This window comes from Mangrovibacter phragmitis, assembly GCF_001655675.1.
Classification (GTDB): domain Bacteria; phylum Pseudomonadota; class Gammaproteobacteria; order Enterobacterales; family Enterobacteriaceae; genus Mangrovibacter; species Mangrovibacter phragmitis.
This window is the reverse complement of sequence record NZ_LYRP01000001.1, coordinates 1066571-1080067: the sequence shown is the minus strand read 5'-3', so window position 1 is coordinate 1080067 and position 13497 is coordinate 1066571. Positions and strand designations below refer to the sequence as shown.

The window sequence follows — 13497 nt, the reverse complement described above, 5'->3', positions numbered from 1 at the left end:
TCGGTGTATGGTGAATGAACTTTACTAAAAGATTACCCAAAAAGAGGTAATTCTAAGGCTATGACTTTTAATGTATAAACTCTTAATTGGCGCTAAATTTATTATTTAGTTTTCTTAACGTATTAATAATGATTAATACAGTGCTATTTATTAAAAAAATAAAGGCGCCGCAGCGCCTTTGTGTACCAGAGTTATTTCTGCCCGAAATCAATTACCATACGGCCCTGAATTTTACCCTGTTCCATCTCTTCAAAAATGGTGTTGATATCTTCAATGGGGCGGCGGGTTACTTTAGGCACGACTTTACCTTCAGCGGCAAACTGGAACGCCTCAGTCAGGTCTTTACGTGTGCCAACCAGTGAACCCACAACCTGGATGCCATCCAGCACCAGTCGTGGAATGTCCAGGCTCATTGATTCTGGCGGTAAGCCTACTGCAACCACGCGGGCACCAGCGCGCACGGCATCGACAGCGGAGTTAAAAGCTGCTTTAGCCACCGCCGTAACAACAGCTGCATGTGCACCCCCCGTTTTTTCCTGAATGAATTTCGCCGCGTCTTCTGTGCGGGAGTTAATCACCAGGTCAGCGCCCATTTCTTTCGCGAAGGCCAGTTGTTTATCGTTGACATCCACCGCAATGACTTTGGCGTTGAAAACATTTTTTGCATACTGCAATGCGAGGTTGCCGAGGCCACCCAGACCATAAATGGCAATCCACTGGCCCGGTTTGATCTCTGACACTTTCACCGCTTTGTAAGTGGTCACACCCGCGCAGGTCACGCTGCTTGCTGCCGCTGAGTCCAGGCCATCGGGTACTTTCACCGCGTAGTCTGCCACCACAATGCACTCTTCTGCCATGCCGCCATCAACGGTGTAGCCCGCATTCTTCACGTTACGGCACAGTGTCTCGTTACCGCTGGTGCAATATTCACAGTGCCCACAGCCTTCAAAAAACCACGCAACACTTGCCCGGTCGCCCACTTTCAGTGAACTGACCCCCGGCCCAATCTCTTTGACTACTCCAATCCCTTCATGACCAAGAATAACCCCGGTTTTGTCTCCGAAATCGCCATTCTTTACATGCAAGTCGGTGTGGCAAACCCCACAACATTCCATCGACAGTAACGCTTCACCATGCTCCAGTGGGCGAAGTTTTTTATCGACGACATCAACATGGTGATGACTGTTCACAACGGCTGCTTTCATTTGCACTCCTTGACTATTGATGGCTTCTTGTTTGTAGCATCTGGATAACATTTATTCAGATGTATGAATTCGGAATAATTCCAAATCGATTATTAATTCTAAGGTATTATTTCGATAAAGTTTATTCGAAAAGAAAAAATTTATTAAATCATGCTGATATCATTAGCGTAGATGACTTCTGAAGATTTTATGCACCTGATTGCCATGAAGGTAAGTAATTTTCTTGTGCAACAAATTAGCAACATTGCCACATTAGCCTAGTGACTATTGTTTAGAAGTTCTTGAGTATATGTGCCATTGCATTGTGGGGTAAAACGGCAAGTCGTCAGAATTTACCGCGGGACAGATTGAGTCTGGGTGCCGGGATCCGTATAGTGTCTCACCCCTTGCAGCTGGTGCTGAAGGCCTGCTGGTTTGCGTTTAAAAGGCGCGCATAACCTCTGGTCACAATGGCAATATTTTCGGCCTGCCCGGGGAGTCTGCTACTATTGAACAGAATTTTTATCGCCTGGTGGGCAAATGCTGCACCGGGTGCAGGCTGTGGGACAAAAGCAGCCTGGTAAGCACTATTCTCTAACATCAGGAGATTTTTTAATGAGAAATGTAACTGTCGCTGCCACTCAAATGGCCTGTAGCTGGGAGCTGGACAACAACATTGCCAATGCTGAGCGACTGGTGCGTGAAGCCCATGCCCAGGGGGCGCAAATTATCCTGATTCAGGAACTCTTCGCGGCGCCTTACTTTTGCATTGATCAAAGCCCGGAACATTACGCGCTGGCGCAGGATGTTGCGAACAGCCCGCTAATCAGCCATTTTTCTGCACTGGCAAAAGAGCTGGAAGTGGTGCTGCCACTAAGCTTCTTTGAAAAAGCGAACAACGCCTATTACAACTCACTGGTCATGATTGATGCCGATGGCACGGTGATGGACATTTACCGTAAAACCCATATTCCTAATGGCCCGGCTTATCAGGAGAAACAATTTTTCATCCCAGGTGACACGGGTTTTAAAGTGTGGAATACGCGCTATGCCAAAGTGGGAGTGGGGATTTGTTGGGACCAGTGGTTCCCGGAAACGGCCCGTAGCCTTGCATTGCAGGGTGCTGAAGTTATCTTCTACCCAACTGCAATTGGTTCTGAACCCGCTTACCCGGAAATCGACAGCCAGCCGCACTGGACTCGCGTTCAGCAAGGCCATGCAGCAGCAAACCTGGTGCCGGTTATCGCTTCCAACCGTATTGGAACCGAAGCCAGTAAATATATAGAAGGCCTGGAAATGACATTCTATGGTTCTTCTTTTATTGCTGACCAGACCGGCGAACTGGTTAAACAGGCTAACAAAACGGATGAAACTGTTCTGGTGCATACCTTTGACCTGGACGCTATCGCTGCGCAACGTGCATCCTGGGGGTTGTTCCGCGACCGTCGCCCGGAAATGTACGGTGCGATTGCCACTTCTGATGGCACTACCCGGAGATAAGCCATGTCTGAGATGACAACCCCCCGCCGTGATGGGTTTATGATGCCTGCCGAGTGGGCACCACAACAGGCAGTGTGGATGATCTGGCCTTACCGCACAGACAACTGGCGTAATGAAGGTAAGCCAGCGCAGCAGGCTTTTGCCGCAGTCGCCGGCGCCATTGCGCAAACCACGCCTGTGTTTATGGCTGTGCCTGCGAGTGAGCTTGGCAAAGCTCAGGGCACTATGCCTGCCAGTGTCACGCTGGTGGAAATGGAAAGTGATGATGCCTGGATGCGTGATACCGGGCCAACCATTGTCGTCAACAGTGCAGGGGAACGGCGTGGCGTGGACTGGACTTTCAATGCCTGGGGCGGCGAGCAGGGCGGCCTGTATGCACCCTGGGATAAAGACCAGGCTGTTGCCAGCCAGGTGCTGCAATATCATGGTTTTGCCGGTTATCCGACTTCACTGGTACTGGAAGGGGGGTCTGTTCATGTCGATGGCGAAGGCACATTGCTGACCACCGCCGAGTGCCTGCTGAACCCGAATCGTAACCCGCATTTGTCACAAGCCGAAATTGAACAGCATTTACATGACTACCTGGGTGTTGAACGTTTCATTTGGCTGCCAGAGGGCGTGTTTAATGATGAGACCGACGGCCATATCGATAACATGTGCTGTTTTGTGCGTCCGGGCGAAGTGGCACTGCACTGGACTGACGATGAACAGGACCCACAGTATGCCCGCTCTCAGGCGGCACTGGCGGTGCTCGAACAGTCAACGGATGCTCGTGGCCGTAAATTGAAGGTCTGGAAACTACCAGCTCCAGGCCCGTTATTTGCCAGCGAAGAAGAAACAGCCAGTGTCCATGCAGGAAGCGCCATTGAACGCCAGCAGGGGAATCGCCTGGCTGGTTCCTATGTGAATTACCTGATAAGTAACCAACAAATTATTTTCCCGTTGCTGGATACCAAAACAGATCCCGTCGCACAGGCATTGTTCCATGAGATGTATCCGGGCTACCAGGTTACTGGTGTGCCTGCCCGGGAAATTTTACTGGGTGGCGGTAACATTCACTGCATCACTCAGCAAATTCCTGCCTGATTTGCCTTATTTCGGAAATAAAAAAACGCCGCCAGGTTCTGCCACTGGCGGCGTTATATTTAGATATCGCTCAGCAAATCAGGCCTTAAACCCACCGCCCAGTTGTTCAATCAACAAGACAGCCTGGTTCAGTTGTTGCGCTTTTAACTCAGCAACCTGCTGGTCTGATTCAATCAACTGACTTTGCAGTGATAACACATCAAGGAAAGGTCTCAGGCCTGCACTGTACTCTTTGGATACGTCATCCCACGCACTGTGAACCAGTTGGTTCGCCTGCTGTGCCTGATCAGTTTGCTCACCGAGGGATTTCATCGACACAATACTGTCGCTGATGTTACCCAGCGCACTGATAACAGTACTGTTATAGTGCGCTACGGCCAGATCCCAGTCCGCATTGCTGGTGGCGAGGTCAGCACGGCGTTTGCCTCCATCGAAGATAGGCAAAGACAATGTTGGCCCAATATTAAAGAACTGACTGGGTGCGCCAAAGAACGCATCGCCTAACAGATTACGGCTACCGGCTTCAGCCACCAGGTTAATGTTGGGATAAAACTCGGTTTTAACTGCGGCGATATTTTTTTCAGCGGATTCAACCCGCCAGCGTGCAGCCACAACGTCAGGCCTGCGGCCAACCAGTTCAGCCGGGATATCGGAAGGCAGCGTCATATTTTGCGGTACGCTTAACTGAACCTGCCTGAGGCTGCGCCATGCATCTGGCCCTTTCCCAAGCAAAATAGAGAGCTTGATACCTGCATCCACAGTGGCTTGTCTGGCGGCCGTTAATGCCTGCTCAGCACTTTTCGCTGTGGCGCGCGCCTGGTTGTACTGGTAACGGGTGGATAAACCGTTAGCAAAATATTTCTGCTGCAACTGGCTGATAGATTCAGTACGTTTAACGTTCTCTTCTGCCAGTTTCTCCAGCTCCTTATTCAGGTTCAGGTTGATATAGGCGCGAGTGACATTCGCGGCCAGAGTCAACCGGGCACCTTGTTTATCCACTTCGCTGGCACGGGCTGCGCCCAACGCAGATTCCCAGGCGGCTTTCTGCCCACCCCACAAATCCAGCGTATAGCTGGCGCTGAGGTAGGCGGAGCGCAGAGTTGAATAACGGTGGCCTTCCAGTAACGGATCATCCACTCTGGCAATGCGTGAACGGGTGACGCTACCATCAGCATCAAGGGTTGGCATCCGCGCGGCTTCTGCTGCAACGACCGCAGCATTGGCTTTTGCTGCCTGGGCATTGACAATTTGCAGGTCAGGGCTGCTGGCGAGAGCCTGGTCTATTAACTGGTTTAGCTGTGGATCATTAAAGTTTTTCCACCATGCTTGCTGGGGCCACGCAGCCGGGCTGAAATGAACACCAGCGAGGCTTTTTTGTGCCTGAAGTGAGTCAGGTGAAAGCACGCTGTTGTGTGTGGTAAGTCCTTCTGATGTTGCGCATCCGGTGAGTAAAAGGCTCAATAACAGTCCACATGAAGAAAGACGTGGGGCATTTTTAGCATTCATTATGTTGAGTTACCTGAAATAAGAAATAAGTGATGCGCCGTGTGGATCAACACGTCAGGTTCCATTTTCCACGAATTGAGAACAAGAGTTCACACTTTTCGTGCCAGAACAGCGGTTAATGACCATTTGTGCTAAAAAGCCAGCATAGCCAGAAGACTTTGTTCTGGTCAATATTTGCGGATACTTCAGCCAATAGTATGTAAAGGAAGATGATTTGTGGCAGCGACTGCTTCAGTGCGTTTGGTGAATGAAGCCGGGGGAGACCGGTGGTCAGGGAAATGGTCTGCATCATTAACAAACCGGGATAAGTCGCGTTGGATGACTGGCTGGAGATGTAACGCCAAAGGTTATTCTCCCATGATTCCCCACCCAAACCACAGGCATAAAAAAACCAGCCTTAACAGGCTGGTTTTCTTGGGGAATTTGGTCGGCACGAGAGGATTTGAACCTCCGACCCCCGACACCCCATGACGGTGCGCTACCAGGCTGCGCTACGTGCCGATGGGCGCTAATACTACCCGTTTTCCGCTGCATTGCAAGTGGGGAGCTAACTGAGTGGGGGTTAATTAATCAATCAGTTAGCAATGAAGCGTTTTTCGTCGGTCAGTGCACGTAACAGCAGACGTAATTGTGGTGCTTTATCGGTAATAATTTCACCAGAGCGGTCCCAGGCCCGGTAATTGCCGTTGTTATCCAGAACCAGTGTCATCTTCGGTGTTGTGATAGCCATCGTATTGTTATCTGCACTAATTACCCAGTCATTTCGGCGAGTGGCGGCAAACAGGTCCTCCCCCTGAGAGTACTCATTTACCGGAGTTTTCACGTCCAGTAACCGGGTCATCAGAGTGGCCATAATATCCTGGTGACTGGTCAGTTTTGATATTTGCTGGGCGGGTGTACCCGGCCAGTGAATGATAAGCGGAACCTGAATACGGTCGCGGTCCCAGGCAAAGGTATTTTGGTGTTGTTTATCCGGAATCCCCCGGTCTGCAGTAATAATAACTACGGTATTATCAAGGCTATTTTGTGCCCGTAAGGCATCAAGAATCCGGTTAATTTGTGTATCTACCTGGCCCTCAGCAGTGGGCAGGGTATTCTCGTTGGCACCATCTGTACCATTTAATGCCACCCATGAAAACCAGCGGTTATCTTCCGAAGCATATTGGTTAAGCCAGTTGATCCATTGGGTGGCAGTTTGTTTGTCGGTACGGGAACGTGCTTCCGGCAGTGAAAAATCAGACAACAGTGCCTGGCGGTATAACGGCCCTTTAAAGCCATCGGAGGCAAATAATCCCAACTGGTAACCTTGTTGGTTGAATGCTGTTATCAGTGCTGCAGGTATTCGGGCAGACAGCACGCTATCAAAATAGGTAGGTGAAATACCATAAAACAGCCCGAATACGCCATCATCAGCCTGGTTACCGGCACTCATGTGGTGAGTGAAACGAATATTCTGGTTCGCGAAAGCGGCCAGCGAAGGCATATTTTTCGCGTAGCTGTCATAGTTCAGACCACTGACTGTGATCAGCAGAACATTTTGCCCGGTTCCCATACCGCTATAACTCAGGTCGCCCAGCGGATATTGTACAGACAGTGCTTCAGGGCTTCCTTGTTCAATCAGGCGGCGTTGGTATTGCTGGGCATCCAGCAGGCCGTGTTTCTCAAGGAAGCGCCGGGCAGTCATTGGGTAAGAGAAGGGCAGATTGGCTCGCTGCATGGTGATTGGGCGGTAGAAATTAGCATCTGCCCAAATGTACATCAGGTGGCTACTGAAGAAAGCAACAAAGAACGTCACCACCAGGGGTTTGGCGAAGTGGCTGCGGCGGTTGAGGCTGCGTAGTTTTTGCCAACTCCAGGTGGCAAACAGCATTTCAATCAGCAGGATGACCGGTACGGCAATAAAAATCATCTGCCCTTCACGGCCCATGTCAGACTGTTGTGGGTTAACCACAATTTCCCAGACGATGGGGTTAAGGTGCAGATGGAAGCGGGTAAATACTTCGCTGTCTACCAGTAACAGTGTCATCCCCGCGGTCGCAAGGGTGACGGACAATACACGCATCAGGCGTTGCGACATGACTACAAAAGTGAGCGGGAACAGAATCAACAGGTAGCCAGCAAACACCAAAAAGCTGAAGTGCCCAACCAGACTGAACCATGAGTATAACCGGCCCGGGAGTGTTGCAGGCCAGTCGGCGACAAACAGGTAACGGCTACCCAGCACAATGGCGAGTAAAATATTAAACAGCGCAAACCAGTGCCCCCAGTTGATCATCTGGGAGACTTTTTCACGATAACGCTGATGCCTGTTCACCATAGTGATGCGTTCAGTCCTTGTTATCTTTTAATGTGCGCTCTCGTCCCGCACTGAAGATTGCAATGCTTCAGCAAACGAACGGGCAATGGTCCGGCGCTGGGCAGGCGCGACACTGGAGTTTATCAGGTTAGTCACCATGTTCCCCAGCACCATCAGTGAAAGGTCAGTCGGGGCTTTGTGTTGTTCAAGAACATTCGCCAGCTCAGTAAGCAGGCTTTCAACACGTTCGTCACTATAACGGGATGTTTGTGGCATAAATCAGTATCATTCAATTTTATTAAAGTGCGTCATATTACCGTAATGGCGTCAGGTTTTCCGCATTTTTATCTGAGGTTGCACCGGGGCGAGACTGGTGATTGAATACCGCCTTTAAAGGAGAGTGTACCATGAGTCTGGATATCGACCAGTTAGCTTTACATCAACTGATAAAGCGTGATGAACAAAATCTCGAGCTGGTGTTGCGCGACACACTGCTCGAACCGGCAGGCGTCGTGGTCGACATGATGGCGGAACTGCATCGGGTATATAGCGCGAAAAGCAAAGCCTATGGCCTGTTTTCGCCAGAAAGCGAGCTGGCTGTCGCTTTGCAAAATTGCCGTAAAGGCGAAGATGATTTTCTGGCCTTCAGCCGCGCCGCAACCGGTCGCCTGCGTGATGAGCTGGGCAAATACCCGTTTGCCGATGGCGGTATCGTTCTGTTTTGCCAGTATCGTTATCTGGCGGTGGAGTATTTGTTAGTCGCTGTGCTGAATAACCTCAGCAGTATGCGGGTAAATGAACAGTTAGATCTGAGCACCACGCATTATCTGGATATTAATCATGCCGATATCGTGGCGCGTATTGATCTCACCGAATGGGAAACCAACCCGGAATCCAAACGCTACCTGACTTTCCTGAAAGGGCGGGTAGGGCGTAAAGTTTCTGACTTCTTTATGGATTTCCTGGGTGCCAGTGAAGGCCTGGATACTAAAGCGCAAAACCGCGGCCTGCTTCAGGCAGTGGAAGATTACGCAGCGCAAGGAGAACTCGATAAAAGCGAGCGGCAGAATGTGCGCCAGCAGGTTTACACCTACTGTAACGAGCAACTGCAATCGGGTGAAGAAATTGCGCTTTCGGCGCTGGCAGGTGAAATCCCGGTGTTGGGCGAGCAAAACTTTCAGTCTTTTGCTGAAACACAAGGGTACGAACTGGAAGAAACTTTCCCGGCAGATCGCAGTACACTAAAACAACTGACCAAATTTGCGGGTAGTGGCGGCGGGTTGACGATTAACTTCGATGCTATGTTATTAGGGGAACGTGTATTCTGGGACCCGGCAACGGATACGTTGACAATTAAAGGCACTCCTCCAAATTTGCGCGACCAGTTACAGCGCCGGACATCTGGCGGTAACTAAGCATTGCGGCCTCAGGTGGGGCCGCACAAATGACAGACAATAAAAAACGCCGCTTAAGCGGCGTTTTTTATTTGAAGCGAACGATTAAGCGCGAACGAAATCGATGTGCATCAGTTTCGGCTTGAACGGGTGACGTTGCATAGCCTGAGCTTTTACGTTCACTTCTTTGCCTTCGATAACCAGAGTCAGTACTTCGTAGAACTCAGGTTTGGACTGCAGGTTCATAACCTGGTCGTGGTCCAGTTCGATAGCAACAGGCGCTTCAGTCCCGCCGTAAACGATGGCCGGGAACTTGTTCGCTGTGCGCAGGCGGCGGCTCGCACCCTTACCCTGCTCTTTACGTACTTCTGCATTGATAGTTAACATCACAATCTCTCTATAGTAGACCTGCAACAGGCGACCCAGTAGCAGGTAAATATTCAGCTTTTACGGATGCAAAAGCGGGCGGCATTATAGCGGGTAATCTGCCAACGGGCAATAAAGCGTTAGCGCCACTTTCTTTACTATTACCTGGTGGGCTGCTATCTCTGCTCTGTTGTATATGTAAATGCTTACCCTGCGGGTATCAGCCACGCAATTCATTAGCGCGGCGGAAACGGCCTTCATAATCAAAAATCTTTTCGCGTACTTGCCAGAATTGCCCCTGTTTGCGTGCGACGACAAAATCCGGATGGCGCAGCATGCCTTGCTGCGCAATGATTGACTCCGGCGTTGACCATGAAAATGCCACACCAGGTGCGCGCTGATGCGGACGCAGGAACAGGTGTTCGAAAGCGGTTCGCTGCGCGGAGGTATTCAGACGAAAGCGCTCACTCACATCTGCACCGTCCTCATCGTAGTAAGTGATTTTCAGCCATGGCCCTTTGGCGTCGGACCCACCTGCCAGAACCATGCCCGAACAGCGTAATACCAGTGCGTCTTTTAAACGCAATGCGGCTTTTAACATATCATCGGGGTCAACCAGTACTGTATCGCAGGCATGACAGCGCCGGGCCGCAATATCATTTTCAGCGTGGCAATTGGGGCAGTTTTTAAAGCGAAAACGGAAATCACACTGTTCTCTGTTGCCTTCGTCATCCTCCAGCCAGCCCTGGCAGCGCCTGCCAAAATGCTCAATCAGTGTGCCATCCTGGGTGGTTTTCCCCCAAAAGGTATTGGCAAAGCCGCAGGACGGGCAAAACACCTGAACGGGAACATTGTCACTGGCTTTTTTCACCTGGCCTACCTCGGGAGTATAGAGGTCGTGGGGATTACCGGCATAATCCAGAATCAGGCACGAAGTTTTGCCCGGAGAAAGGCGCAAACCCCGGCCAACGATTTGTTGGTAAAGACTCACTGATTCTGTCGGCCGCAAAATAGCGATGAGGTCAACATGCGGGGCATCGAACCCTGTGGTCAGCACTGAAACATTCACCAGAAAACGCAGCTTTTGTTGTTTGAAATCCTGAATTAACTGGTCGCGTTCACGAGCAGGCGTATCACCGGTGACCAGAGCGGCCTCACCTTCGGGCAACAGCGCAGTGATTTCTTTTGCATGTTCGACAGTGGCGGCAAAAATCATGGCCGCACAGCGCCTGGCGGCAAAATCGATAATCTGACGGATGATTTGCGGGGTAACACGTTTTTGTTTTTTCAGCTCAGCATTGATATCCGCTTCACTGAATAAACCATTACTCTGTGCCTGCAACTGACTAAAATCATAACTGACCACGGGCATGTCCATGCGCTCTGGCGGTGTCAGGTAGCCGTGTTTAATCATGTAGCGTAATGGCAGTTCATAAATACAGTCGCGGAAAAATGCCTGGTCGTCGCCGCGCACCATACCATGGTAATGGTACTGGTAAATCCAGCCCTTACCCAGGCGAAATGGCGTAGCTGTGAGCCCGAGCAGGCGCAGTGACGGGTTATGGCTGCGCAAATGCGCCAGCAGTTGTTGATACTGGCTACCCTGGGCGTCACTAATACGGTGGCACTCATCAATGATAACCAGTGAGAAGGCGTCATTGAAGGCCTCAGGATGGCGGGCAACCGACTGGATGCTGCCAAACACCACTTTGCCCTGGCTCTGTTTGCGCAACAACCCGGCAGAAAAAATATCTGCACTCAGGCCCAGCGCCTCGTATTTGGCGTGGTTTTGCTCCACCAGCTCTTTTACATGCGCTAACACCAAAACCCGGCCTTTCGCCAGGCGAGCTAATGCGGCAATCACCAGGCTTTTGCCTGCGCCTGTAGGTAACACAATAACCGCCGGGGATGTATGGTGGCGGAAATATTGCACAGTGGCATCGACGGCTTCTTGTTGATACGGACGCAGTATAAAAGACATAACGTTGTGAAGGTAATAACCTGCCTGTATGAGAAAACATGTAAATTATGCCATGATTTTCGCACAAACTTATTTTTGCCTTGTGACCAGACTGCGTGTCGTTATACTTGCGCACTGGTTCTCTTATCGACACCGGCATCCACTACAGTAAATACGATACTACTGTAATCAGGGCACGGTATGACAGGCAGTGAAATCCCATGAGACTTGATAAATTCCTTTCCCATCAGCTTGGCATCAGCCGGGCGATTGCATGCCGTGAAATTCGTGGTGGCAACGTTACGGTGGATGACGAGGTTGTGAAAGACAGCGCATTTAAACTGAAGCCAGAACATCAGGTGGCCTACGATGGCACCCCGCTGGCGCAACAACATGGCCCGCGTTACTTTATGCTGAATAAGCCCCAGGGCTACGTGTGTTCTACGGATGACCCGGATCACCCAACTATCCTGTATTTCATTGATGAACCTGCGGCTCATAAGCTGCATGCAGCTGGCCGGCTGGATATTGACACCACGGGTCTGGTGTTACTGACGGATGACGGGCAGTGGTCACACCGTATTACCTCGCCACGTCACCATTGTTCAAAAACCTACCGGGTTACCCTGGAGTCTCCGGTTGATGAATCGCTGGTTAGTGTGTTTGCTGATGGCATTCAGCTACATAACGAAAAAGACCTGACAAAACCGGCTATCCTGGAAATCCTGGGGCCGACAGATGTGCGCCTGACTATCAGTGAGGGCCGCTATCATCAGGTTAAACGCATGTTTGCTGCCATGGGAAACCATGTTGAAGCTCTGCACCGCGAACGGATTGGTGGCATTGAACTGGACTGCCAACTGGAAGAAGGTGAATATCGCCCATTAACGGCAGATGAAGTGGCCAGTATTGGCCTGCCAGTAACCTGATTAAGGAACGGATTACGCGTCGTCCCCCCAGCGCTCCTCAGTAAGTATTGTGTTTATTCTTGGTCTGCTGGCAATGTTAATGCCGCTTTCCATTGATATGTATCTGCCTGCATTACCCGTGATAACCAACCAGTTTGGTGTCTCTGCTGGCAGTACGCAAATGACACTCAGTACCTATATTTTTGGGTTTGCGGTGGGGCAGTTGCTGTATGGCCCGATGGCCGACAGTCTGGGGCGTAAGCCTGTTATTCTGGGGGGAACCCTGGTTTTCGCTTGTGCTGCTATTGCCTGTGCCTTGTCGCAGTCGGTTGAACAACTGATTTTTATGCGTTTTTTGCACGGCCTTTCAGCTGCTGCCGCCAGTGTTGTGATTAATGCGCTAATGCGCGATATCTACCCTCGGGAAGAGTTTTCCCGCATGATGTCGTTTGTCATGTTAGTTACCACTATTGCACCACTGGTTGCCCCTATCGCCGGGGGGCTGGTGCTGGTTTGGTTTGGCTGGCAGAGTATTTTCTGGATACTGGCGGGCCTCGCCTTGCTTGCCAGTGTCATGATCCTCTTGTTGATTTCCGAAACCTTGCCTCCCGAGCGCCGCCAGCGTTTTCGTCTGGCTACCACTCTGACTAACTTTGCAGCCTTGTTTCGTCACCGTCAGGTGCTTTGTTACATGCTTGCCAGTGGGTTCAGTTTTGCCGGGTTATTTGCCTTTTTGACCACCGGTCCGTTTGTTTACATTGAACTCAACCATGTGCGCCCGGAGCATTTTGGTTACTACTTTGCGCTGAATATAGTGTTCCTGTTTATGATGACGGCAATCAACAGTCGTTGCGTACGGCGCTTTGGTGTAACTGCACTGTTTCGTTTCGGGTTGTGTGTACAGTTTTTGATGGCAATTTGGCTGGTGGGAAGTAGTTTGTTTGGGCTTGGTTTCTGGGCTATGGTGCTTGGTGTGGCTGTATATATTGGGTGCGTTTCAATGGTATCCTCGAATGCCATGGCCGCTATTCTTGATGCTTTTCCTCATATGGCTGGAACGGCCTCTTCCCTTGCCGGAACGTTTCGTTTCGGAATTGGTGCATTGGTTGGAGCCCTGTTATCTCTCACGACGATGAACACGGCCTGGCCCATGGTGGCAGCAATCAGTTCTTGTGCCGCCGCATCGTTATTCTTCTACCTCATTGCCCGGCGCAAACATCGTCATTCTTCCTGAACACACCTTTTGTGCCCTTGCCGGTTTGGGCCGGCAAGTGGCGGTTTAGCACAAAACATCCAT

10 protein-coding genes, 1 tRNA gene and 1 pseudogene are annotated in these 13497 nt (G+C 50.7%); 5 read left to right on the top strand and 7 right to left on the bottom strand.

Translation table 11 applies throughout. From position 1 onward, the window contains the following. Positions 1-191 precede the first annotated feature (191 nt). On the bottom strand, positions 192-1205 hold the full coding sequence (adhP, locus tag A9B99_RS04880) for an alcohol dehydrogenase AdhP (protein WP_064595122.1): 1014 nt from the start codon (positions 1203-1205) through the stop codon (positions 192-194). A gap of 594 nt (positions 1206-1799) precedes the next feature. Between adhP and aguB the strand changes: the two genes are divergently transcribed. Together aguB and aguA are read left to right on the top strand one after the other, a co-directional pair. After that, complete coding sequence (gene aguB / locus A9B99_RS04870) at positions 1800-2684, top strand: N-carbamoylputrescine amidase (RefSeq protein WP_064595118.1); 885 nt, start codon at positions 1800-1802, stop codon at positions 2682-2684. A 3-nt stretch (positions 2685-2687) separates the two neighbouring features. After that, positions 2688-3770 (top strand): agmatine deiminase, encoded by a 1083-nt coding sequence (gene aguA, locus A9B99_RS04865; protein WP_064595116.1) that lies wholly within the window; start codon positions 2688-2690, stop codon positions 3768-3770. A gap of 78 nt (positions 3771-3848) precedes the next feature. On the opposite strand, the gene A9B99_RS04860 is transcribed toward aguA, so the two are convergent. The 4 genes from A9B99_RS04860 to A9B99_RS04845 all read right to left on the bottom strand — a co-directional run bounded on the left by A9B99_RS04860 (position 3849) and on the right by A9B99_RS04845 (position 7848). Further along, positions 3849-5231, bottom strand: a complete 1383-nt coding sequence (locus A9B99_RS04860) for an efflux transporter outer membrane subunit (RefSeq protein WP_231889150.1) — start codon at positions 5229-5231, stop codon at positions 3849-3851. A 469-nt stretch (positions 5232-5700) separates the two neighbouring features. After that, positions 5701-5777: transfer RNA gene (locus tag A9B99_RS04855), tRNA-Pro, on the bottom strand. A gap of 73 nt (positions 5778-5850) precedes the next feature. After that, positions 5851-7593: an LPS biosynthesis-modulating metalloenzyme YejM gene (yejM, locus tag A9B99_RS04850; RefSeq protein WP_064595112.1), complete on the bottom strand. Its 1743-nt coding sequence runs from the start codon at positions 7591-7593 to the stop codon at positions 5851-5853. A gap of 27 nt (positions 7594-7620) precedes the next feature. After that, entirely contained in the window at positions 7621-7848 is a 228-nt protein-coding gene (locus A9B99_RS04845; RefSeq protein ID WP_036111504.1) for a YejL family protein, read from the bottom strand. A 131-nt stretch (positions 7849-7979) separates the two neighbouring features. Here A9B99_RS04845 and yejK point away from each other — a divergent pair, with 131 nt between their 5' ends. Further along, positions 7980-8987: a nucleoid-associated protein YejK gene (gene yejK / locus A9B99_RS04840; protein ID WP_064595110.1), complete on the top strand. Its 1008-nt coding sequence runs from the start codon at positions 7980-7982 to the stop codon at positions 8985-8987. 84 nt (positions 8988-9071) lie between these two features. On the opposite strand, the gene rplY is transcribed toward yejK, so the two are convergent. After that, positions 9072-9353, bottom strand: coding sequence for a 50S ribosomal protein L25 (gene rplY / locus A9B99_RS04835; protein ID WP_064595108.1), 282 nt, complete (start codon positions 9351-9353; stop codon positions 9072-9074). Positions 9354-9552: 199 nt separating this feature from the next. After that, positions 9553-11313, bottom strand: a complete 1761-nt coding sequence (locus A9B99_RS04830; RefSeq protein WP_064595106.1) for a DEAD/DEAH box helicase — start codon at positions 11311-11313, stop codon at positions 9553-9555. 200 nt (positions 11314-11513) lie between these two features. Here A9B99_RS04830 and rsuA point away from each other — a divergent pair, with 200 nt between their 5' ends. Further along, positions 11514-12221 (top strand): 16S rRNA pseudouridine(516) synthase RsuA, encoded by a 708-nt coding sequence (rsuA, locus tag A9B99_RS04825; protein ID WP_064595104.1) that lies wholly within the window; start codon positions 11514-11516, stop codon positions 12219-12221. Positions 12222-12249: 28 nt separating this feature from the next. Further along, positions 12250-13434: pseudogene (locus tag A9B99_RS04820) on the top strand (Bcr/CflA family multidrug efflux MFS transporter); the annotation flags it as partial. Positions 13435-13497: the final 63 nt, after the last annotated feature.